Source organism: Paenibacillus sp. GD4 (genome assembly GCF_030846225.1).
Lineage (GTDB): Bacteria > Bacillota > Bacilli > Paenibacillales > NBRC-103111 > Paenibacillus_G > Paenibacillus_G silviterrae.
This window is the reverse complement of the sequence record NZ_JAVCYK010000002.1, coordinates 1,159,910-1,184,504: the sequence shown is the minus strand read 5'-3', so window position 1 is coordinate 1,184,504 and position 24,595 is coordinate 1,159,910. Positions and strand designations below refer to the sequence as shown.

At 50.6% G+C, this 24,595-nt stretch carries 15 protein-coding genes; 13 read left to right on the top strand and 2 right to left on the bottom strand.

Annotation, left to right across the window (positions count from 1 at the left end):
- Positions 1 to 41 precede the first annotated feature (41 nt).
- From RAC89_RS27970 to RAC89_RS27955, 4 genes are read left to right on the top strand one after another with little or no spacing between them, the layout of a single operon-like run.
- Positions 42 to 1,592 carry an extracellular solute-binding protein gene (locus RAC89_RS27970; RefSeq protein WP_306616996.1) on the top strand — a complete coding sequence of 517 codons (1,551 nt, stop codon included), beginning with the start codon at positions 42 to 44 and terminating at the stop codon, positions 1,590 to 1,592.
- 9 nt (positions 1,593 to 1,601) lie between these two features.
- Positions 1,602 to 4,370, top strand: coding sequence for a glycoside hydrolase family 31 protein (locus RAC89_RS27965; protein ID WP_306616995.1), 2,769 nt, complete (start codon positions 1,602 to 1,604; stop codon positions 4,368 to 4,370).
- Between the two features lie 41 nt (positions 4,371 to 4,411).
- Entirely contained in the window at positions 4,412 to 8,716 is a 4,305-nt protein-coding gene (locus RAC89_RS27960) for a discoidin domain-containing protein (RefSeq protein WP_306616994.1), read from the top strand.
- 45 nt (positions 8,717 to 8,761) lie between these two features.
- On the top strand, positions 8,762 to 10,807 hold the full coding sequence (locus tag RAC89_RS27955) for a beta-galactosidase (RefSeq protein ID WP_306616993.1): 2,046 nt from the start codon (positions 8,762 to 8,764) through the stop codon (positions 10,805 to 10,807).
- A gap of 234 nt (positions 10,808 to 11,041) precedes the next feature.
- On the opposite strand, the gene RAC89_RS27950 is transcribed toward RAC89_RS27955, so the two are convergent.
- Positions 11,042 to 12,712 carry a DUF2339 domain-containing protein gene (locus RAC89_RS27950; protein ID WP_306616992.1) on the bottom strand — a complete coding sequence of 557 codons (1,671 nt, stop codon included), beginning with the start codon at positions 12,710 to 12,712 and terminating at the stop codon, positions 11,042 to 11,044.
- 248 nt (positions 12,713 to 12,960) lie between these two features.
- Here RAC89_RS27950 and RAC89_RS27945 point away from each other — a divergent pair, with 248 nt between their 5' ends.
- On the top strand, positions 12,961 to 13,560 hold the full coding sequence (locus RAC89_RS27945) for a TetR/AcrR family transcriptional regulator (RefSeq protein WP_306616991.1): 600 nt from the start codon (positions 12,961 to 12,963) through the stop codon (positions 13,558 to 13,560).
- 65 nt (positions 13,561 to 13,625) lie between these two features.
- A complete protein-coding gene (locus RAC89_RS27940) occupies positions 13,626 to 14,834 on the top strand; it encodes an MFS transporter (RefSeq protein ID WP_306616990.1) in 1,209 nt (402 codons plus the stop codon).
- A gap of 44 nt (positions 14,835 to 14,878) precedes the next feature.
- Here RAC89_RS27940 and RAC89_RS27935 read toward each other — a convergent pair whose 3' ends face one another.
- On the bottom strand, positions 14,879 to 15,814 hold the full coding sequence (locus RAC89_RS27935) for an AraC family transcriptional regulator (RefSeq protein ID WP_306616989.1): 936 nt from the start codon (positions 15,812 to 15,814) through the stop codon (positions 14,879 to 14,881).
- Between the two features lie 224 nt (positions 15,815 to 16,038).
- On the opposite strand from RAC89_RS27935, the gene RAC89_RS27930 reads away from it, so the two are divergent.
- The 7 genes from RAC89_RS27930 to RAC89_RS27900 all read left to right on the top strand — a co-directional run bounded on the left by RAC89_RS27930 (position 16,039) and on the right by RAC89_RS27900 (position 24,594).
- Positions 16,039 to 16,776 (top strand): SDR family oxidoreductase, encoded by a 738-nt coding sequence (locus tag RAC89_RS27930; protein WP_306616988.1) that lies wholly within the window; start codon positions 16,039 to 16,041, stop codon positions 16,774 to 16,776.
- Between the two features lie 303 nt (positions 16,777 to 17,079).
- Complete coding sequence (locus RAC89_RS27925) at positions 17,080 to 17,844, top strand: CPBP family intramembrane glutamic endopeptidase (protein ID WP_306616987.1); 765 nt, start codon at positions 17,080 to 17,082, stop codon at positions 17,842 to 17,844.
- 288 nt (positions 17,845 to 18,132) lie between these two features.
- On the top strand, positions 18,133 to 19,152 hold the full coding sequence (locus RAC89_RS27920; protein ID WP_306616986.1) for a response regulator: 1,020 nt from the start codon (positions 18,133 to 18,135) through the stop codon (positions 19,150 to 19,152).
- Positions 19,152 to 20,957, top strand: a complete 1,806-nt coding sequence (locus RAC89_RS27915) for a sensor histidine kinase (RefSeq protein ID WP_306616985.1) — start codon at positions 19,152 to 19,154, stop codon at positions 20,955 to 20,957. The genes RAC89_RS27920 and RAC89_RS27915 overlap by 1 nt, the downstream gene beginning before the upstream one ends.
- 95 nt (positions 20,958 to 21,052) lie before the next feature.
- The gene (locus RAC89_RS27910) at positions 21,053 to 22,027 is read left to right on the top strand and encodes an ABC transporter permease (RefSeq protein ID WP_306616984.1); all 975 of its coding nucleotides are present in this window, start codon (positions 21,053 to 21,055) and stop codon (positions 22,025 to 22,027) included.
- A gap of 15 nt (positions 22,028 to 22,042) precedes the next feature.
- The gene (locus RAC89_RS27905) at positions 22,043 to 22,936 is read left to right on the top strand and encodes a carbohydrate ABC transporter permease (RefSeq protein ID WP_306616983.1); all 894 of its coding nucleotides are present in this window, start codon (positions 22,043 to 22,045) and stop codon (positions 22,934 to 22,936) included.
- A gap of 14 nt (positions 22,937 to 22,950) precedes the next feature.
- Positions 22,951 to 24,594, top strand: coding sequence for an ABC transporter substrate-binding protein (locus RAC89_RS27900; RefSeq protein ID WP_306616982.1), 1,644 nt, complete (start codon positions 22,951 to 22,953; stop codon positions 24,592 to 24,594).
- Position 24,595: the final 1 nt, after the last annotated feature.

Sequence of the window (24,595 nt, the reverse complement as noted above, 5' to 3'; positions counted from 1 at the left end):
TTCAAGTAAAAGAACAAATATGAAGCGATGGGGGAAGTTACATGAAAAAAACGAAATTATCTGCCGTTGTTAGCATGAGTATGGTCACTACAGCCTTATTATCCGCTTGCATGGGCGGAGCCGACACGCCGGCGGAGACTTCCGGGAATAAGGATGGTGCAGCAGGCTCATCGGCATCGAAGCAGCTGGACATTTCCTTCGTCTGGCAGGATAGTGTTGTCCCAACCAATGTTCCGACACTGCGGGACAAGGAGCTGGAGAAGAAGCTCGGGGTTAAGCTCAATCCGCAATACGTGCTGTGGGAGCAAAATACGGACAAATTCAATGTGATGTTCGCCAGCGGTCAATATCCGGAGCTGCTGATGAACTTCAATGCAGGGACGGCCAATCAGCAGATGAAAAAATGGGGCCAGAACGGATATTTGCTCAATCTCAAGGATCATCTGGACAAAATACCGAACTATCGCAAGCTGTTCTCGAATGAGGAGTGGGAGACGCTTATCAAATATGTCTCGACCGATGACGGAAAAATGTTCTATTTGCCCGGTCAGAATGTGGTTAAGATGCAGCGTGACTGGATTTACCGCAAGGATGTGTTCGAAAAGGAGGGCCTCAAGCTGCCGGCTACGATGGATGAGCTCTATCAGACGCTGAAGACGCTGAAGGCCAAATATCCGGATTCCGTGCCGATGTCGAACCGCTGGGCGGTGGACGGTCTGCTCGCCGGCTTCAAGCAAGCCTATCGGACGCATATCGATTTTTGGAAAAATCCGGAGAACAATCAGATCGAATACGGTCCGGCGTCGAACAATTACCGAGACATGCTGATCTTCCTGAACAAGCTGTATAAGGAGGGCTTGATCGAGAAAGAATTCGCGACCATCACAGGACCGCAATGGGAAGAGAAAAATTTCACAGGCAAATCGTTAATCGAGTATTCCTACGGCTCTCGTATTTCCTACTTCGAGGATAAAGCGAAAGCGGTTGCCGGCGCCGACTGGGAGCTTGCACCACAATTGATTCGCGGGTACAGCGATAAGCCGGCGCTCGCAGAGAAAGAAATGCCGTTTTATGTATCGGGCTCGATGGCCATTACCTCAGCTGCTAAGGGAGAGAAGCTCGATAAGATTCTAGAGATGATCAACTGGATTTGCAGCCCCGAAGGCATCCGATTCATGGAAGCGGGTCTGGAGGGCCAGCAGCACGAGCTGGTTAACGGCAAGCCGAGGCTGAAGACCGGATTCACGGATGTAAGTACGCTGCTCAAGGAAACCGGCTTCCATTTCTCGCTGGGACGCGAGACGGGCTGGGCGGAGAAGTCGGTCAACGATCAACAGAACGACAAAATCCTGTCCATGTTCGGCAATGAGCCGGCCGCACCGTTCGTCTTCTTCACATTCAAGGAAGAGGATGAGAAGATCAGACAAAGTCTTTATACCGGTCTGAACGATAAACGTCTCGAGTTTTCGCAAAAATCGATTATGGGGGCGGTAGACCCTTCGAAGGACGATGTGTGGAGCAAGTACATTCAGGACTTGGAAAAAGCAGGTCTTGCAAAGCTGATGGAAATTCACAAAAATTCGGCGAAATAGGAGAACGGGATGATTGTCCAATTAAACTGGCAGGATGGCGGCCTGGGGGAAACGATCGCCAGGCTGTCCGATGCCGAGCGAGAGCTGATAAGTAAGATTCAAGGAGCAGCCGTCTACGATCTGGATGCGGGCGGCTCTGCGGTTGCCGGCAGTGAAGCAGCCTGGTTCCGTGCGGAATGGGCTATGGAGCTGCGGGATCACGAAGGTAGCGTTGAGAATGAGTACATGCTTCTCGACTTCGGATTAATACGCCATATTCGGAAGCTCACCTTGTATTTGAACGGCAGGGAAATCGGCAGAATCCGCTGCTCGAGCGTTGATACGCAATTCGTCGTCCCCACCGCCTCGCTTCAAGGGAATACGTCCCATTCCCTGCTGCTTGTCGTCAATGAAGGCGTTACGGTGAATATGTGGCTGAAGGGGAAGGGACGCACGCCGTATCAACCGCCTGGGTATACGACGCTGCTCGCCGAATTACCCGGGGAATTGCAAATTCTTCCGCTCGAAGGACTTGGCAGCTTGCTAAGGGCTGAGGTCGCCGACGGGCAGCTGCATATGCGGTTTTCCGGCGGATGGGAGGGGCGGTTATCACTATTCAGGGAAGGTGTGTTCCGCTTCACGGCGTTTCGTCCTGACGAGAAAGAGAGGCCGCTTATCAACGACATGGTGCTGGATGAGCTGGACGGCAATTTAACCTGTGAGGAGACATTGCTCCTGGAAGACGAGGAAGACCAACTGAGCCTCGCCTGGAACGGTCTGCAAGTACGGCTGAGCAAGGAGCCCTTCGAATTGTCGGTGCTTCATAGGGACACCGGGGAGCTGCTGTTCCGGCATACGCCGGAAGGGATGAGCAGCGCTCCCCTCACGGGAATGTCCATCGAGCTGTCGGAAGGAGAGCAGCTCTTCGGTTTGGGTGAGAACGCTACACCATCGCTGGCGAAGCGGGGACAGCGGGAAGAGATGTGGGTCGCCCACGATTTCGTTCACTGCGACATTCCGGTGCCGTTCTACATCAGCACTAAGGGCTACGGCTTGTATTTCAATAATTCGTATCATTCGATATTTGATATGGGCGGGCTGGTCCCGGACCGTGCCCTGCTATGGGCGACGGGTGGTCATCTTGATTATTTCTTTATCCACGGCCCCGCACCCAAAGCTATCGTTGCCCGTTACAGCAGCATCACCGGCAAGGCCAAGCTGCCTCCGCGTTGGGCGTTCGGCTTCTGGCAATCGAAGACGGGAGCCGATTCGGCGGAGGCCGTACTGGCCAAGGCGGATCGGTTCGAGCAGGAGGGGATACCGCTGGATGTGATCGGGATCGATCCTCCCTGGATGGAGGACTTCACTGAATTCCAATGGCATTCGGCGAATTTTCCTGAGCCTGAGGATTTTGTCCGCCGCCTTAAGGAACGCCGCCTTCGTCTGATTCTGTGGTCGTCCCCCTTCGTCAATCCGACCTGCAGTACATACGAGGCAGGGGTGGCGAACGGTCATTTCTTCCGCGGTGCTGAAGGACGTTTCCATCCGGTTTGCTGGTGGAAGGGCCACGACTCGGGCTTGGTGGACTTTACCTCCCCGGAGGCGGTGGCCTGGTGGCGAAGTCAATTGCAGCCGCTGCTTGATCTGGGTGTGGACGGCTTGAAGATCGACGGCGGCGACGGCTCCGAGGTCCCCTCCGACCTCTATAGCAGGCAAGGTCGAACGGGCAGCGAGCTGCACAACCTGTACCCGTTGTATTTTGCCAAGGCGATCTACGGTATCTTCCAAGAGGCGCGGCCGAACGAACGGGTGCTGGTGTGGGAGCGGACCGGCTTTGCCGGCAGCGGCAAATATCCCTGCACCTGGGGCGGGGATCAGCTGGCAGACTACTCGGGTACGAGGGTGCTGATCAAGGCGGGGCAGGCGGCAGGGCTCGTCGGCATCCCGTTCTGGTCGCAGGATGTAGGCGGCTTCTGCACGAGCCCGGACAGCTCGGAGAGCTTCTTCATCCGCTCCTACCAATGGGGCCTGCTGTCGCCTCTCTCCCGGGCGCATGGCGACCGGACGGAGCCGTGGGCTTATGGCGAACGCGCCTTCCTTATCGTCAGGGAATATATCCGGCTTCGATACCGGCTTATGCCTTACTTGTACAGCCTCGCCTATGGCGCGGTGTTGGACGGTGTGCCGATGATGCGGCCATTGTTCTACGAGTTCCCGGAGGACCCCGTAACGTACGGCTGCGACTACCAATACATGCTGGGAGACGGCTTGCTGGTGGCGCCTATTGTGGAGGAGACCGAAGCGGCAGACCTGTCGGCTGTGCGCGATATTTATTTCCCCGCAGGCGAATGGATCGACTACTGGACGGAAGATCGGTATGAAGGTAGTCGTTCCTATTCGTATCATGCGGCCATCGACAAGCTTCCGCTGTTCGTAAAATCAGGTACATTGCTGATCCTGGCTCCGCCTATTCTGAGCACGACGGACTATGACGGCAAAGAGCTGCTCGTCCACTACTACCCTTCTTCGGATGGGGCGGCAGCTTGCACGACTCATTATCTCGATGACGGCGTTTCATTGGATTATTGCAAGGGGGCCTACGATCGCATCGACTTCTCCGTTCAGCCGCAAGCTGGAGGGATTGTCCTTCGCATTCACACGGTTAGCTGCGGCTACAGCAGTCCGGGCAGCTTGATTCAGGCTACCCTGCTCGTCCACGTGGGAGTAGGGCGGGAGCCTGTCTCATTCCCATTCGAATATCCCGTGGCGACGGATAAGGAATGGATCATTATTTTATAAGCTTCGCGAATGAGTACGAGAACTTGCCGGGAGGTCAAGCGATGTCCATGACGAAGTATCGTTTCGCACGTAAATGGGCTGTGTGGAGTATGGTCAGCCTGCTGTTATTCCAGTTGTTCGCCGTTCAAGGCTTTGCTGCCGAGAAATCGGAGGCGGAGAAAGAGAAAGAGAAAGACATTAAAATTCACAAAGAAATTTATGTTTCGCCTTCCGGCTCCGATGTGACAGGCAACGGCTCGAAGAATCGTCCCTTCCAATCCATAGACAAAGCGCGTGATGAAATCAGACAATTTTATCTCCATTCATCCCATACCGGCCCCAAGAACGTTGGAGATGTCGTTGTTATCCTAAGAGGAGGAACGTATTATCTGAACGAAACGGTTACCTTCGGTCCAGAGGATTCGGGGCTTCATGGGCACAACGTAATCTATAAGGCGCACCCCGGGGAAAAGCCTGTTGTCAGCGGCGGGCAGCCGGTTAGCGGATGGCAGACGGTATCTGACGGGGTGTATAAAGCACCGGTTGGCAATCAGCAGTTCAGGCAGCTCTATATCAACGGTACACGCGGCATCAGAGCGCGAACGCCGAACGCGGGTAGCTTTTACCGATTAAAGTCCTACAATAACAGCAGCAAGACGGTCCAAGTCAGTGTCTACGAGACGAACGGATTGAGCGGCGGCGCGGGCACGCCTGAGATGATTATTCAGACGCATTGGGCAGACCGTCATCTCCTCGTTGATTCGTTCAGCGCGAACGACACCATTGCGTCCATCGTGACCCGAGAGCCTGAACGAAGCCAGGTGATCGGCAATGAAGCGCCGTTAAGCGAAGCGAATCAATCGTATCATTTTGAGAATAAAATGGCGTTCCTGGATGAACCGGGAGAATGGTTTCTGGATACGGACCGTCAGGAACTGTACTATATGCCTCGTCCCGGGGAGAATCTCTCCACCGCGGAAGTGATTGCTCCTAAGCTGGAAGCGCTGATCAAGCTGGAAGGCACGCTCGATCAACCGGTGCACCACATTCAGTTTCAAGGCATCAGCTTCGAGCACTCCAATTGGCTGAAGCCGAATGACGGCTATGCAGGCACGCAAGCGACTTATTACCCTGTAGGCGATGTCTGGTATAGCGGGAAGCTGCCGGGCGCGGTGCAGCTGGAGGCGGCAGGCCATATCCGCTTCGAGCGGAATACGTTCCGGCATTTGGGGGCGACCGGCTTGGAGCTTGTTGCCGGTAATTTTGACAACGCCATCATAAGCAACGTGTTTACCGATATATCCGGCAACGGGATCGCGGTAGCGAGCAGGATCAGTACCATGAAGGCGCCGCCTGCGGATCCACGTACCGTAGACAGACGAACGACGATTCGCAACAACTACGTGTCCAAGGTCGGTCAAGACTACTATGGGGCGGTGGGTATTTTCGGCGGATACGTGGAGGAAATGGCGGTGGAGCACAACGAGCTGACCGATTTGCCGTATTCCGGTATTTCTCTCGGCTGGGGCTTTACCACCAATACGACCGCGCTCAAGAACAACTCGATCCGGTACAACCGTATTTCTCATGTCATGAAGCTGCTCGACGATGGGGGAGGGATTTATACCTTGTCGTACCAGCCGGGCACCCGGATCACGGATAATTACATTCATGATGTGCTTCGCTCCCCGTGGACAACGATGAATCAACCGCCGGATAAAGAATGGTGGAAGAATCTAGGGATTTATCTGGATCAGAACAGCTCCGGAATGACGGTGATGAATAATGTCATTCTGAACACAGAGAGGGACATCAAGACGAATGAAGCGCCTTACGGGACCAGCACCTTCATTCGTAACCACAATGACCTTCAGCATGTGAAAGACATGGCGGGGCTCGAGCCCGCGTACAGGGACATCCGGTTGACCGACCCGGTCGATCCGCCGTCACGGCTTCCGGACCCAACACGTCCAATGCTGCTGAGCGCTGTGACCGATGCAACCGGCAAAGAGATGACATTGAAGTTCAATGAACCGCTCGAATCCGTATCCGATTCAGGGAAGCTCGATGCGACGAGGTTCAGATTGAACGGGACGTCGGCCGAAGTGGCTTCGGCAGTCATGGACTACGCGGATGTGAAGAACGCAACGGTGAAGCTCACGCTTTCCAAAACGGCCGGTTATGGCAAAACGGTTACGCTGACGCTGGAGGAAGGAGCAGTAAGGGATGTCGCGTTAAACAACATCAACGCCGTTACCGGCTTCAGCGTGATCAACAACACGCTCATTCCGTACTTCATGAAGCTGTCGGTGGAAGGCTCTACCGTGCTGCGGCCAGGTCAATCAGCCCGAATGCAAGCGGCGCTCACGACCCGGGACGGGCAGCCGGTGGAGCCATCTCAAGCAACCTCGGTGACCTTCAGCTCCGCCGACAGCAGCATCGCCGCCGTGAATAGCGTTAGCGGAGTGGTGACCGGGGCGCGAGCAGGTCAGACCAAGATCGACGTGCATATCCTCATCGACGATATCGACGTTCATACGAGCGTGGATATTATCGTAATCTCCGCAGCCGAGCCGAGGCCAGAGCTGATTAACATCGCCAAGGATAAGACGGTCAAGGCGACCAGCCAATACAGCGATGCTTTTGGAGCCGGCAAGGCGAATGACGGCGACATCCAGTCGGCTTGGGTTACCGCCGGCACTGCATCCTTGACGCTTGATCTTATGGAACAGGTCGAGCTCTACAGGCCGGAGCGAATCGAGGTGGTGACGCGGCAGGATGCCGATCAGGGAAGCACGCGGAGAAATTTCGAGGTACAAGGCTCCCATGACAGCAGCTTTACCGCGTATGAAGTGCTCGGTGCCCAAGGTGCAGAAACGCTCGAATATAAATCCACCTGGACTGTGAGTTTATCCGGTAAGCCGACGTACCGGTACATCCGTTTCGTCAAGACGGCGAACTATGCGGCGGTGGCGGAGCTGAGAGTCATGGCGGCACCGCTCCAGTCGCCGGAGGAGATTACGAATACGGCGGTTATTGCCGGAGATGGCGAGCTGCAGGTTTTATGGGATGATCCATCTGATGCGGAAGTGACGGAAGTTAAGATTTACAACGGAGAGCCCGAAGCGGGTGGAGCGCTGGTGCAATCGGTTCCCACAGGTGTAGGCCATGCGGTCATTACGGGATTGACGAACGGAGCTCCACATACATTTACCTTCAAGTCTGTGAATCAGCAAGGCAAAGAGTCGTTCGGGCGCAAGGTGACCGGCACGCCGCAGACGCTGCTGAACCTTGCCTTGGGCAAGCCGGCGTCGGCCACGGATGCATACAGCAGCTCCTATGAAGCTGATAAGGCGAATGACGGGCTGCCGTCCACGGCATGGGTATCCAGAACAGCGGCTTCCTGGACGGTTGACTTGGGACAGCAGTACCGCAATGGAGTGATTCGCGGCATCGAGGTCGTCACCAGGCAGGATGCCGATCAAGCGGGCACGCGGAGCCATTTTGAAATTCAGGCTTCCGACGATCCCACCTTTGCAACCTATAGTATATTAGGCGGCCAGGGAGCTGATACTCTTCCTTACCAAGCGACCTGGTCTAATGAGCATATTGGCACGAATGCGTACAGATACGTACGGTTCGTCAAGCCGGTTGGTTACGCGGCCGTTGCCGAGCTGAAGGTGCTGGCAGCGCCGGTGCTTGCTCCGGAGGAGGTTGTCGGCGCAAGGACCTACACGCTGGACAAAGAGCTGATTGTCGCATGGGATGCGCCGTTGAATGCGCAATGGTCCGAGCTTCGTATTTATAACGGCGATACGCTTGTAAAGAGTGTGCCTGCCGAAGAAAGAAAAGTCCATTTGACCGGGCTCACAAATAACGTCCCTTTTACGTTCACCATCCGGACCGTAGGCCGACTTGGCAACGAATCTGCCGGAGTTCACGTGACGGGCACGCCGAAGGCATTAACCAATAGGGCGCTGGGAAAGCCGGCGACGGCAACGGATAGTTACAGTGCTGCGTATGACGCGGGCAAAGCGAACGACAATAGTGTTTCCACCGCATGGATTTCCAAAGGAACGGCTTCCTGGACGGTGGACCTGGGCTCGGCGTACTCGATCCGCAAGCTGGAGATCGTAACGAGGCAAGATGCGGACCAGGCAAGCACACGCAAAAATTTCGAGATCCGGGCCTCTAACGATCCGGGCTTCGGCACCTATACGGTGCTCGGCAGCCAAGGGGATGAAGCTTTGCCCTTCAAGGCGATATGGTCCGCTAATGTGTTAGATGCTTCGGCTTACCGTTATGTACGATTGGTGAAGCCGCTGAACTATGCTTCTGTTGCGGAGCTTCGGGTGCTGACCGAGTAAATCCCATCACATGTTCGACCGATTCGGTCAGGAGGAGAACCTATTGTGTATTACGGTGTAGCGTATTACCCGGAGATGAGAACGGAAGATCAGGTGGAGCGCGACCTGCAATTGCTCGCTGAGGCGGGAATGAACGTCATCCGGATCGGGGAGTTCGCCTGGTGCGAGATGGAGCCGGAGGAGGGCGTGTACCGGTTCGAATGGCTGGAGGCTGTGATCGGAAGGGCGGGGCGGCTCGGCATACAGACGGTGCTCTGCACGCCTACCGCAGCGCCTCCCGCCTGGCTCTGCGAGCGTCATCCGGGCATGATGTACGTAGATAATTACGGTAGGGTGCGGCCCTTCGGCGGCCGGAGACATTATTGCTATAACAACCCGATTTACCGTGATTATTCTTACGGTATCGCGAAGCGGATGGCGGAGCAGTTTCACAGCCATCCCCATGTCATCGGCTACCAGATCGACAACGAGCTGGGCCAGGAGGGGACAGGGCGCTGCCGCTGCAGCGTCTGCAGGAGCTTGTTCCACGCTTGGCTGGAACGAAAGTATGGAACGATTGAGGAGCTGAACGAGCGGTGGGGGACCGTATTCTGGGGACAGCGATACAACGCGTTCCGGCAGATCAACCTTCCGGTGGCAACAATCGAGACGAATACGAGCAAGCCGATCGATACGTATTTCGACAATCCTTCGCTAAGGCTTGATTTTGAACGGTTCTGCAGCGAATCCATGATTGCCTATCAGCAGGTTCAGGCTGAGGCGCTGCGCGAACATAGCGGCAAGCAACAAGTCGTAACGACAAACGGCACGGGCTGCGGCACGAACAGCATCGATTACTTCGAAGGCTTCCGGCAGCTTGACCGGTATGGCGTCGATGCTTACCCGAATTTGCGGGGTGCGGAGCTGTACGGCGCTTCGTTTGAATGGGCGCTGGGCCGCAATGTTGCGACGCAATCGGGGTCAAGCCGATTCTGGGTGCTGGAGCTTGCATGCGGCGGCGGACATGCGCTGTGGGGGCACGAAGGCAGATTGCAGCCATATCCCGGCTCGATCCGACAGCTGGCGGTGCATGCCTTTGCCGGAGGCGCGGAACTGGTCACGCATTTTCAATACATTCAATTCCCGTACGGGGCCGAGCAGCTGAACCATTCGATTCTTGATGCGGACGGGGTGCCTCGCAGGCGGTATCATGAGGTGAAGGAGGCGGCGTCGGACCTGAAGCGGCTAAGCGGGCTGCTGGAGGAGACGGAGGTACGCTGCGATACGGCGGTGCTGTTCGATTACGATTCCCTGTGGGCGCTCAAGATCAAGCCCGTGCACAAGCAGTTCTCCTGGATATCCCATGCACAGCAATGGTATGAACAGCTGACGCGGCTGGGGATCGGTGCGAATGTCATCTCGGCCCAAGCGGATTTAAGCCGTTATCGGCTGATTGTGGTGCCATCGTTATTCTTAACGGACGATGGCTTGCAGCAGAAGCTGAAGGATTACGCCGAGGGCGGCGGCATCGTCGTGGCCACCTTCCTGACTTCCGTCAAGAACAAGGACAATGTCGCCTTCCAGGAGACACTCCCTGCCGGGATGACGGACTTGTTCGGCATTCATGTCGTTGAATGGGAGCCGGTCTTCGAGCATTCGGTGTCGCTCATCGAGCTGGAACAGGGGAGCCAACGCATGGTAAACTCAAACCGGTATTGGACGGAAAGTCTGGAGTCCCAAGGGGCCGAGCTTACGGCAGTGTATGCGGATACGTTCCGGGAAGGCGAAGGTGTCCTCAGCCGAAGCAGGTTCGGTAAGGGCGTCGCCTACTATGTAGGCACCCATTTAGAGTCGGAGTCGATGAGAAGGCTCCTAACCCGCATAGCGGCGGAAGCCGGGGTGCAGCAAGCTCCGTTCTCTCTGCCTCCGGGTGTGGAAGCGATTCGACGGGAGGCGGCAGGCTATACGGCGTGGTTTGTATTCAACGCCTCCACGGACTCGGCTGCAGTGGAGCTGGATCAGCCCTATCAGGATGTGCTGCAGCTTTCCCCGGTGCAAGATCAACTGATCCTGCCGCCAAAAGGATATTCCGTCCTGAAAAGGATCACTTGAGCAGGCCGTAACGATATCGCAGCGCGGCAAACCCGTGGTGGCAGATCGACTTAGGCACGGTTGCCCTATCAAAAAAATGTTACAATAACAGTCGGAAACGGCAGGAGCAGGGTGAACCCGACTCCTGCCGTTTCCACCTCTAGGCAATTTTCATAACCATATGGGTTTAAAAAATCAAACATGCGCATTAATTTACTTGACTCCAAAAAGAGCGCCTTTTTGTGTTGTTACGTGTTACTCCTTCCGGTAGAAGAATCGGGAAAGCAATACGCCGATGCCTCCAAGTCCGATAAATAGAACTGCTTTGATCACCACGGATACTGTTGGGAGGTCGAAGAAGATGACTTTCATCAAAGTTAAAAATAACAAAGCGATACCGGCAAGCCGAACTTGTTTGATTCCCTTCTTGAGACCATAGGCTATGACGGAAATGGCATACGCCACCCAAGCGGATGAAATAAGTAAATGCTGCGTATTTTCACTTACATTTCGCGTTACTGCAGTGGTTGCATCCGTAATGAAGAATAAGAATAACAGGCCTAATCCGTAGTAAAGGATTTTGGTCAGGCTCTTTTGGCTTCCGGAAGGATAACGCCTTAAAAGTGCTGTGATGCCTGCTAGGGTAAGCAGCAAAACAACCCATATAAAGGTATTCGCTGAAGCCAGGGAGTTCATGCCATCGGATAAGATTTGTAGTCCGGCGATGCACCCCAAGAGATAAATGAGAAGCCCGTTGATTTTTTGAAATGCGGATGTAATGACAAAACCAAGAGCAAGAGCGATAAAGCCTTCAATAATGAAAAATCCGACAACCGCTTCACTTTCAAAGCGGTTCATCATGAAGAAAAGTAAGGCGTACGAAGCAACCGCAAGCGTAAAGGGTAATGCCTGCCCATCCTTCTTTTTCCAGAAATAAACAGATAGCGCACTATAGAGAAGAGTGAACACTAACAAGACAGTGTCGACTTCCGAGGAATCCATGTTTACTTTAAACCAGAGGGCTGTAAGGACAAAGCTGGTTACCAGCATACGAAGCTGATGCTTTAGGATTCCCGCTTTGAGTAATATCGAGCCTAAGATAAGGATATGCTGGACCAAGACGCCATAGGCGAGCCATTCGTCAGATGAATCCGATCCAAAGCTAAATATCATAAAGGCAAGGTGCATGAAGATAAATGACGCGTAGAACAAAATTACATATCGCTGTCTCATGGCAAATATCATAAAGCTGGTGTAGAGCAGCACTTCGTACGACACAAAGAAGATGGTAGACGGATGGCTGCTTTCGACCAGGAAGGGAGCGAGAATTCCGGTGATGCTTGCCAGTACACCCAATGCTTGTGATTTGTATTGATAAGAGAACCAGACTCCCAGCATCGTCCAAAGCACGTTGAGAAGTAAAGCCGTAGGTCCATTGATGAAGCCATATAAGTAATGCGCCGCGAAGGTGGTTAGCATGAAAATCCCAATAGAGCCTGCGAAGAGCACTTGGGATAATAAAGCGCGTTGCTGCCGGTGTTGTCTGATGCCGAGGTAAACGAAAGCACCACCGGCAAGGAGACCGAGTAGGCATCGCATTTCCTCTGTGATCAAACCGCCGTCTACCGCTGCTTTAAAGCCCCAGATCAGACCGATTAATAGGACAAACATGAACACGCGGGGGAGCCATACTCTGGCAATGAGATGTTCCCAATCCGTTTCTTTCTTCTTGATGGTCTCCTTTTGGGTTTCCTTTTTCGTTTCTCCGTACGGGGATACGGAGGTGGAGACCCCTTCACCCACTGGGCGAGAAAGTACTTTTGTATCCGTCCTATCGGGTCGTTTATTATACTTTAATTCGTTGACTTCTTTTTCAAGCTCCTCGATTCGCTTTTCTAAGCTATTCAAGCGATCATCATAGTTCAACGGCAACACCCCCTTTATGTATGTTTACTCTAAATGCTACCTTCACATGAAACAACTCCTTTATGATTACAAATTATACAAGGTGATTCTTATGGAAAGAAGTACTAAGTTTATATAGTACTATTTTTGGCGTGGAAGCTGATCGGCTTGCAAAAACTTCAATCATCCCCTATACTGAATAAACATTCAGTGTTTCAGGCGGATCTTCATTTTAATACATCTGTCAGCCGGAAAGCGGTGAAGTATGCGTGAATAAAAAGAAACAGCAAACGGAGCAAACGAAGAAAAAAATTGCCGATGCAGCAAAAGCTTTATTTGCTCAAAAAGGCTATAAAGCCACGTCCATTGAAGACATTGTTAAAGCTGCCGGATGTAGTGCAGGTAACATATATTATCATTTCAAGAACAAGGAAGGGCTTTTTTTGTATTTACTTGAAGATTGGAATAGGGAATGGGATGAGAGATGGCTGGCCAAGGAAAAGCTGTACTCTACCACAATCGAGAAATTATATGGCATGGCCGATTTCTTGGCGTTCGATCAATTGAGTCATCCGTTGACGAAGGCAGCCGATGAGTTTTTCAACAATTCAGAGAAAGCCCCTGAAGTGGAGGAGCGAATCAACGAAATGGTCAAAGGGTACATTGACTTTAATCGGAACCTGCTTCAGAGGGGCATTGATAACGATGAATTCGCAATCACGAATGTGAACGGACTCGCCATAATATTGGATGGTTTGATGCTTGGATTAAATCAGCACTGCCGGAGAATGGAACGAGAGGAAGCGCTGGCGGCGTATCGCTTGGCTATGGATGTGTTTCTGCACGGCATAGCCAAGCCGAGCCGTTAGCCCCTTTTTTTTGCTATAATCCTGAATGAAAATTCAGTATTTTTATGATGATGGAGGAATTTCAAATGGCACTATTGACAAAAAACCGGGGAGCCTTGCTGGTTCTCATGCTCAATCTACTTTTAGTCTTCTCCGGGATCGGACTTGTCATCCCCATTATGCCTAAGTTTATGGAGAGTCTGGGCATTACCGGAGGGGTCGTTGGCCTGCTGGTTGCCGCTTTTTCGCTGACGCAGCTTCTTTGTTCGCCGCTCGCAGGCAGGTTGGCCGATTCCTACGGCAGAAAAAGAATGATTGTCATCGGCATGATCGTGTTCGCTTTTTCCGAGGGGCTGTTTGGGTTAGCCGGCTCACCTGCCCTGCTCTTTGTTTCGAGGCTGCTCGGCGGCATCAGTGCGGCAATGATAATGCCGGCCATTATGGCTTATGCGGCGGATATCACGACGCAGGAAGAGCGTGCTGCGGGGATGGGGTACATTACCGCAGCCATTACAACAGGCTTTATTATTGGACCGGGCATTGGCGGGTATATTGCCGAATTGGGAATCCGCGTGCCCTTTTACGCAGCAGCGGCTGCGGGGTTTCTCGCTGCATGTATGACATTGCTGATACTTCGGGAATCGCGCCCTTCAAAAGAAAATATAACAGATACCCCGTCTAATACAGTTGAACAAAGCAGTCTCCTTATGCAATTGAGAAACGCCTATAGAGAGCCCTATTTTTTAAGCTTGATCATTGTTTTTGTCATGTCGTTCGGGCTTGCTAACTTTGAAACCATCTTCGGGCTGTTTGTCGATCAAAAGTTTGGGTTTGAGCCCAAGGATATCGCGTTTATCATAACGTTCGGGTCCATAGCCGGCGCTGTGGTCCAGGTTACGGCCTTCAGCTGGATATTAAAGCGTGTAGGGGAGCGGCGCGTCATATCCCTCTGCCTTCTCTTTGCAGGTTTGTTTATTTTGTTGACGCTTTTCGTTCACCGATTCTGGATGATATTCGCCGTAACCTTTATTGTATTTTTGGCAATTGATATCCTACGACCGGCTATCAGTACACAAATGTCAATGGTGGCTAAGGATCAGCAAGGCTATGTCGCGGGCTTGAACTCTGCCTTTACCAGTCTTGGCAATATTGCAGGGCCTATTGCAGCCGGTTATTTATTCGACTTGGATGTTAATTATCCGTATATGCTGGCATGCCTAATCTTGTTTATTTGCTTCGTCTTATCGCTCAAAGGGAAAAGGCACAGACTGGAGAATGTCCACGCGGCTTCATGACATTATCGGACATTCGTCGCTCCGAGAAGGGGGGCAGTTATCCGTCAATGCTCTGTTCTTGTATGCCTATTCGCCCCACGCAGCTCTTGAACGTCCAGCATCGGCGGTCGTCCGTACATGCGGGCATATTCCCTGCTGAATTGAGAGGGGCTCTCGTAGCCTACACGGAAGGCCGCATCGGAGGCCGGCACAGCTTCCGTCAGAAGTAAGCGGCGGGCTTCTTGTAAACGCACCGTTTTTTGGTACTGCAATGGGCTCATCGCTGTGACGCGCTTGAAATGTTTATGAAACGCAGACGTGCTCATGTTCACGGACTTTGCAAGGTGCTCGATCAGGAGCGGACGGTCGTATTGCCGGTTAATCAACCGGATCGCTTGAGCAATGTTGTTCGCATGGCTGCCGGTGATCGCAAATTGATGGATGAGCGAGCCTTGCTCGCCTTGAAGCACCCGATACAGAATTTCGCGAATGACGAGCGGTGCCAGAACCGCAACGTCCTCAGGAGTATCGAGCAGCTGCATGAGCCGCACGATGGCTTCGAGCAGTGCAGGAGAGGTTCGGTTCACGGTAATGCCGCGGGAGGCTTCCGCAGGAACATCAATAGGACGGTTTGTTTCTTTCATAATGTCCAGGATGATGTCGGCGTCAAAACTCAGCTTCAAGCTTAAATAGGGGACCTCGGGTGCCGCTTCAATGATTCTGCCCATGATCGGCAATTCGACGGAAGTAACCAAATAAGTGGAAGGATCGTACCGGTAGGTCTCATTGGCTAGTGTTGCTGTTTTCGCCCCTTGTGCCACGACGCAAATGGATGGTTTGTATACGGATTCCAGGGGTTCTGACGTTTGTGTGGCATGCATCAGCGTCAAAGAAGGAACAGCTGTCCTATGTGTACCGTTCGACGGAGCATGGCGCTGAATCAAGAGCGCCAGTTGTTGCAAGGCTTGTTCTATGCGAGGTGAATCATTCTTTGTATCCATGTTTGTGTCCCCTCTAGCCAGGAAGTGTTTACTTTCATCATATCAGAAAATAGGAGTTAAGTGCGAAGCTCAGCTTTCTAATAGAGCGAAACCGAAGAGAATTAGGCAAGAATGAAACAGGTATATTCTAACGGGCTCTCACAAATATTTTCTATAATGAATTTGCAAGGCTGAACACGGCGAATCATCGTTTGGCCAAATCAGGATAGAAGGAGAGAACGGAAATGAACTTGAATGGAAAAGTTGCAATGATTACAGGAGCGTCGCGGGGAATCGGACGGCAGGTTGCCCTTCAATTGAGTCAAGCCGGTGCGAAGGTGGTTGTTAATTATTCCTCGAATTCGGAGAAAGCGGGTGAAGTCGTAAAGAGGATTGAGCAATCCGGCGGCGAAGCGGTTGCCATCCGCGCCGATGTAAGCAAGGTGAGCGAGGTGGAAGCGTTATTCTCGGAGACACTCGAGCGATTCGCGAGCGTGGACATTCTCGTCAATAATGCCGGCACGATGGAATGTACGGCCATCGCGGACGTGACGGAGGAGATGTTTGACCGGCAGTTCGCTATCAACGTGAAAGGCACGTATTTCGCTTGCCAACAAGCGATGAAGCATATGGCCAAAGGCGGGACGATCATCAACTTCTCGACCTCCATATCGGGCGCAATGCTCCCGACGTACAGCGTTTACGCGGCAACTAAGGGCGCCGTCGAACAGCTGACTCGCCAATTGGCAAAGGAATTCGGTCCTAAGGACATCGTCATCAACTGCATTGCACCCGGGCAAGTGTCGACTGAGCTATTCTTGAATGGCAAATCCGAGGAGCTGATTGATTCGTACCGCCGCATGAATGCATTTGGACGGCTTGGCGAGCCGGAGGACATCGCGAACGTGATTGAGCTGCTCGTCAGCGACAAAGCCCGCTGGATAACGGGACAGACGATTCGCGTAAACGGCGGGTTCAACTGAATAGTGCGGACAGTGAATAGGTGGATTCCCTTAAGGGGCGCAGATCAGCATGATCAGCGCTCCTTTGATTTTGATGATGAGAATTGATTTTGGAGATAGACAGGGAACGGCGGAATATACTTCTACTAAGCGGTCATGTTAGCGGCACCTCTGTCACTCGCGAAGGCAGCGACGAAGTCCAGTTATTACGCTGGTTTTTTATTATCAAAAATGATAACATAAACGTAGGGCATGCACACTCGCATACATGACACTTATTTTAGTAACTTCCGGAATTTGTAATGAAAAGAGGGGGAGATTGTAATGAAAGCATACTTGAAACCGGCATTTGTTCTTACATTGTTAGGCTTGATCGGAATCATAGCTATTATCCCTTATCAGCTTGATTTGTTGAGTGAAACGATCGGAAATCTAGACGGGCTGCCGGTATGGATGGCTGCAGCGCTAGGCGCCTTGCAGCAAACCGTAATGCTGTTTGCGTTATGCTTGATAGGTTTGAGGTTACAACTGCGCACCGGCTTGTCCTTTCCCCACATCGAAGCGTGGATCCAAAAGAAGAGCCAGCCTAGATTTGATCTGACGTGGTTTTTTATTGGAATTGGGGTCAGTTTCGGTGGGTCGCTTTTGAACCTGATGTTGGATAAATTTGTTTTTATGCCAAACCTGAATCTGCCTAATCCGGTGGGAAAGGTAGAATGGTGGAAAGCGCTTCTTGCTATGTTCTACGGAGGTATTACGGAGGAACTGATGCTTCGTTTGTTTGTAATGAATTTGTTGATCTGGGTACTCGCGCTGGTTTTCCGCAAATCCCAAGATCATATTCCAAGCTTTTTTTACTTGGCTGGGATCATAGGTGCTTCTATCCTTTTCGGAGCACTTCACCTGCCGGCTGTCGATCAGATTTTTGGCGGGCTTACTCCTCTGCTGATCGTAAGGACGCTCGTGCTCAATGGTCTTCTCGGAATTTGGTTTGGGTACGTATATTGGAAAAAAGGCTTGGAGCAGGCCATGCTGTCTCACATGGCGGCTGATGTTTTCCTGCATGTTATTCTTATTAATGTTATTTAGTGAAGTACCGAGCTCCTCATTATATAGTAGATTTAACTAGCACACCTTTCTGTTTGGAATCGCAAAAGCGACACTTCCACCAAACATGAAAGGTGTTTTTTTGCCAAGTTTGCTGCTTAGCCGATGGTCTGTTTTCATTTTGCCTATCCATTTGAATTATTAACGGCAGGAAAGTCTCAATTTTGATGATGATGTTCAGGTTTTGATGGGTATGCAGGCTATAGGGAATTACTACATAATAAAGCTAGTAAGCTGAGATATGCATCCTTTGAAACCGGGGGCAAGCGAATGGCCAGAATCGTTATTGTTGACGATGAACCTATCATCGGGATGGGTCTCAAAACGTTAATTGGAGAATATAAACGGTTTCATGAGATCGATACGTTTACAGACGGAGTGTCAGCATTATCGGGTATCATGGCTAACCCTCCTGACGTTGTGTTAACGGATATTCGGATGCCTCGTATGGACGGTCTGGAGCTATGCCGAAATATACAGCAGCTAAAGCTCTTTACCAAAGTCGCTGTGCTTTCAGGCTACGGTGATTTTGCGTATGCACAAAAATGTATGTCGTACGGCGTACAGGAATATTTGCTGAAACCAATTACGGAAATTGAGCTTTATCCAGTGCTGGATAAATTGCTCGCCATACGGGAGCCGGCGCTTATATCCTTCACTCATTTTGAACAGTGGATCGATCAATTGGAGGAAGCGGTTTGGATGATGGACAAGGCTCGGGCCGATGAATTGCTTGAGGGGGGAAAGAGGGAGCTGTTCACCGTTGATACGGACACCCAGCAGCACCAGAGGGTATACGACGCTGTCAGGCTGCTTAACAAGAAACTGAATGCCAGAGGGGCGTACGGTATTGAGTTGGGGCCGCTTATCGAGGATGCGGTCGCTACAATTACGTTCGAATGGTTTAAGGCCGAAATCGGCATATGGATACAGCGGCTGAACGAATATCGCAATCATGAAAGAATCAATGTTCTGGAGGCAGCTTTCCGTTACATCGACGAGCATCTTTGTGAGGAGGAGCTTTCGCTGGATATGGTTGCAGGGAAGCTGGGCGTGACGCCGACCTATTTCAGCCATTTTTTTAAGAAGCATACGAATGAGACCTTCGTGCAGTACCGTATGCGCAAACGAATAGAGAAAGCTAAGCAGCTGCTTGCCGTACCGCACTACAGAATCATCGACATCGTAGCCGAGATCGGCTACGAAAGCTACCCTCACTTTTCAAGAGTGTTTAAAAAAGCAACCGGATATTCCCCTACCGAATATCGCGCGCTGCTCGGGATCAAATAATGAATAACAGCTTGGTACGCAAGGTTTACATTTACTTTGTCATTATTATCGCGCTGACCCTGGTGACGGTGGGGGTTACCGGTTATTGGCGTTCGTCCAGCGAATTGGAAAATCAGTATGAAGGACTGTTGACTCAAATCGTTGATAATGTTTTGCATGAAACTGATTTGTATCTGAAAAATTACGAGAGGGCAACGGTTTCTATTCTGATATCTCCTATAGTGAAAGAGGCTCTCGATCTTCCACGCAATTCCGCTCCCGGCTTTTATACATCCGAACTTGCCATGAAGGGGGTATTTCAACCGGTTCTCATTAACAACCCGGAAATCTCAATGACGTACATTATCGGTTATAACGGGTTCCAGGCAACGGATTTCAATATCCACATTGTTCCTTTTAATTACAAAGGGTTTGAAGAATATGTTGACCAAATGAAGGAAAACGATGATCTGAACGGCAAACTGACGATCCAAGATTCCGGGTTTTTGGACGGACATCTCTCCCTTATTCGCAAATTGGCAGACCGAACTTCGTCCAAATCATTTAAAGGTATTGTGGGCTTCGAATTAAAGATAGGGGAATTGAACACGCTCTGGAAGGGCATAAAGCTCGGGCAATCCGGTTATTTTTTTATCGTCAACGACCGCGGAAAAATATTATACCATCCGGATCCGAGCCGGATCGGCAAACAGCTTGACGGTATGCAGTTTAATACGGTTGAAGCCAATAAAGACCAAATATTTGAGTTGCCCGGAGAACCGGGGCGGGTTTTCTTTAGCCGAAAGTCCGACTACTCCGGATGGACGCTGGTAGCAAGCATGTCGGTTGCAGAACAAAGCAAGCCGATTTCGGACTTGCGGCAAACAACACTAATCGTTGGTATCGTCACTTTGATTTTGGCCTTATTTCTAGCTTATCGGTTCGGCCAATCTATCGTTCGTCCCATTCGACTGCTGGAAAACGGAATGCGTCAGACGGCAAAGGGTCAATGGACCCGAGTACCATTAACCGGAAGCCGTGATGAGATGGATCAGCTTATTACAGGCTATAATACGATGGTCACCCGTCTGGAAGAGCTTGTCGACCGGGTTTACGAGACCGAGCTGCGCAATCAAGACAATGTAATGAAACGGCAGCTAGCGGAATTTCAAGCGCTCCAATTACAGATTAATCCGCACTTCTTGTACAATACTCTGGAAATAATTATTTGTTACGCCGTCATCCAGAAGTCAAGCGAAATTAAAGACATCGTTCGTTCTCTGTCGTATATGCTGCGCTATTCCATACGCACTGATTTGGAGAAAATTACGGTAGCCAACGAACTGAAACACATTTTGTATTTTATGTCTATTATGAAATATCGCAACCAGCGCGAGTTTGAAATCGATGTTCGCATCAGTTCGGATTATTTGCTTGACAGCATGGTTCGCTTGACGCTGCAGCCCTTGGTCGAAAATGTGTTTAAGCATGCGTTTCCCCATGGAATCGAGGATACTCACACGATTATTATTGACGCATGGAAGGATGATGCGGATTTTTATGTCATCGTTGAGGATAATGGCTGCGGTATTGAAGCGGAAGCACTTCTGAAATTAAACACACGACTCATGTACAGCCAGGAGGAAAGGGTGATGGATACGCAGCGAGCATTCGAGGGCAGCATCGGGCTGCTCAATGTGCATAACCGGATTCAGATGGTGTTCGGACCGCAATATGGGCTTTCCGTGCAAAGCGAGCTGGGGACGGGCACGAGGGTTACGATTCACATGCCGTCATCCAGCGCAAAAAAAGTCATACCGGTGTAAAACAGCACAATGCTCGGCACCCCCACTTTTTGTATCCTAAATATAGAAAGACATGAAACATACCGAGTCATGGTCATCGAAATAGGGAGGGATTTATGGAAGTCTCGGCTAGCAAGCGCAAAACATGGTCCGCATTTGTCGGTAAAAAGGAAAATTACTTCACCAGACTGAAGAAGAACGCATCCAGTCATTGGCAGCTTTATCTGCTCATGCTGCTGCCGATTATTTATTTGCTCCTATTCAAGTACGTGCCGATGTATGGAGCTTTGATTGCGTTCAAGAATTATATTCCGACGAAAGGAGTATGGGGCAGCGAATGGGTAGGAATGAAGCATTTCGATCGTTTTTTCCATTCATATGAGTTTGTTCGGATTATGAAAAATACGATCCTGCTCAGCATGTATAGTTTATTCGCGGGGTTTCCGTTCCCCATCATTCTTGCGCTTTCTTTGAATTACGTCAACGCCCGTTTCTTTAAGAAAACGGTACAAATGATCACTTACGCGCCACATTTTATTTCTACAGTCGTCATGGTTGGCATCATTTTGCAAATGATGGACCCGCGAGTGGGCCTGGTTCAGACAATTATGAAATATTTCGGATTGCCCACAGTCAATTTCATGGGAATACCGGAATGGTTTTCACACGTTTTTGTCTGGTCAGGGATTTGGCAGAACGTTGGTTTTTCTTGCATCATTTATCTAGCTGCCCTTGCGGCTGTCGATCCTTCGCTGCACGAGGCTGCGGTTATGGATGGAGCCAATAAGATAAGGCGAATGTGGCATGTCGATTTGCCGGGCATTATGCCGGTTGCCGTTATCCTGCTGATCATGAACACCGGCCATGTACTGGATATAGGCTTCGAAAAGGTATTGCTGATGCAGAATCCGCTGAATATGAGCGCTTCCGAGGTGATCGATACCTTTGTCTACAAGGTCGGCTTGGCATCAACAGCGATCAACTATTCCTACTCGTCTGCCATTGGATTGTTTAAATCAGTTATTAATTTGATCCTGCTGGTTCTCGTCAATCGTTTAGCCAGAAAGTTGGGGCAAACCAGTCTGTGGTAATAAGGGGGCACGTCTATGACAGGAAGCATAAAAGAAAGTGCGGATGACAGGCTGTTTACAATTCTGAATTACATCATCCTATTCATTTTTACAATTACGATCTTATATCCTCTGGTTTATATTGTCAGCGCTTCCTTCAGCTCATCCACAGCGGTGGTTTCCGGCAGAGTCTGGTTGTATCCGGTAGAGCCGACGCTAGCGGGTTATGAAGCGGTATTTAAGCATCGTTTAATTATGTCGAGCTTTTTGAATTCGGTCTATTATACCGTAGTGGGAACGGCCATCAATGTGCTCTTTACACTCATTGCGGCATATCCGCTTTCAAGAAAAGATTTTATGCCTCGTAATGGCATTATGGCTTTGTTTGTATTTACAATGATGTTTTCAGGCGGATTGATCCCGTCTTACCTGGTTGTGAAAGAGCTGGGTATGATCGACACAAGGTGGTCATTACTTATTCCGGGAGCGCTTTCTGTAATGAATATGATCATTGCCCGTACGTATTTCCAAACAACCATTCCGGATGAATTGCTAGAAGCCGCTCAAATGGATGGATGCAGTGATTTTACGTTTGTTCGGAAGATCGTGCTTCCTTTATCAGGTCCAATCATCGCCGTAATCTCTTTGTTTTACGCAGTCGGCCATTGGAATCAGTATTTTAGCGCGCTGCTTTATTTAAAGCATCAGGAGCTGTACCCGCTTCAATTGGTTTTAAGGGATATTTTGGTGCAAAACGAGGTCGATGCATCGATGATAACTGACGTTGCCGATCAAGCGGCAAGGGATGGTCTGCGAGAGCTGTTGAAGTTCTCCCTTATCGTCGTGTCTACGCTGCCCGTGCTCATCATCTATCCATTCATACAAAGGCATTTTGTCAAAGGCATGATGATTGGATCATTAAAAGGCTAAAGGGAGGTTTTTACATGAAAAAAGCTCTAACCGCTGCAATCGCGATTACAACGTCTGTAGCTCTTCTGGGCGCATGTGCGGACAGCGGACAAAAGGAAGCAGCCAAAAACGCGGAAGCAAGCAAGGACGATCAAGTAACGGCGGCAGGTGAATTCCCGATTACGAAAGAAAAGACGACGCTCAGGGTCATGGTCAAAGGCTCCAGCATTGTCGAAAATTTTGCAACGAACGAGTTCACCAAGTGGCTGGAGGAGAAAACGAACATTCATATCGATTGGGAGGTCGCTCCGGAAAAAACGTTTGCAGAGAAGCTTAACGTTTCACTCGCAAGCGGCGACTATCCGGACGTGCTGCTTAATATGAGCGTATCGCCGATTCAGCAGTCGATTTACGGTAAGGATGGCGTATTTATTCCGCTGAACCCGTATATTGATAAATACGGCATTGAAATGAAAAAGATGTTCGAGCAGGTTTCCTATGTCAAAGACTTGATTACCATGCCTGACGGCAAAATTTACTCGGTCCCTCAGGTGAATGATTGCTACCACTGCTCACTTGGCCAAAAGATGTGGATTTATCAACCATGGCTGGATAAGCTCGGTTTAAAAATGCCGGAAACGACGGATGAGTTTTATCAAGTGTTAAAAGCATTTAAAGAAAAAGATCCGAACGGAAACGGGAAGGCGGATGAGATCCCGCTTGTCGGCGCTACGAATGGCCCATCATCTACTTTGGATCTTTTTCTGACCAGCGCTTTTATCGAGAAGGATTTCAACCTGCGTTTTATTAGGGATGGAAAGGTTCAAGTTGCCTTTAATCAACCGGAGTGGAAGGAAGCTTTGACCTATATGCGTAAACTGTTTGCTGAAGGATTCATTTCTCCGCAAACGTTTACACAGGACAGAAACCAGCTGAAACAAATGGGCATGAACCCGGAAATCCCGATCGTCGGAGCGATTGTCTCGCAAAACCAAACGGTATTTGTCGAAGTCGATAATCCGAGATTCAAAGATTACGTATCCGTTCCTCCGCTCAAAGGACCGTCAGGTATACGTTCAACTGCATATAATCCTTACGCGGTATCTGCAGGTCAATTTGTCATTACCAATAAGGCCAAAAATCCCGCTGCCGCATTCCGTATGGCTGACCTGCTGCTTTCGGAAGAAGCGACACTTCGCAGCACGCAAGGCCGTCCCGGTCAGGAATGGGTGCGTCCAGAGCAAGGAGAGCTTGGCGTTAACGGGAAGCAAGCGAAATGGAAACCGATCGCCACATTTGGCAAGCTGCAAAATGTTCACTGGGCGCAGGCGGGGCCTTCGCTGCGAACAAACGACTTGCGATTAAGCGTGGCAGCGGATCCGAAAAATTCGCTGGAGCTTATTTTGTATAAAGAAACGAAAAAATACGAGCCTTACGCAATCGATGCGAGTAAAATTGTGCCGCCATTATTCTTCACCAATGAACAAGCGGAGGAGCTGTCAACGCTTGAGAAGACGCTTACGGACTACAGAGCTGAATTTTTTGCAAAAACGGTTACGGGCTCGCTGGATATTGACAAGGAGTGGAACAACTATTTAAGCACTTTGGATAAAATGAACATTAAGCGCTACCTTGAAATTTATCAACAGGCCTATACCCAGTTTAAATCGAAAAAGTAGC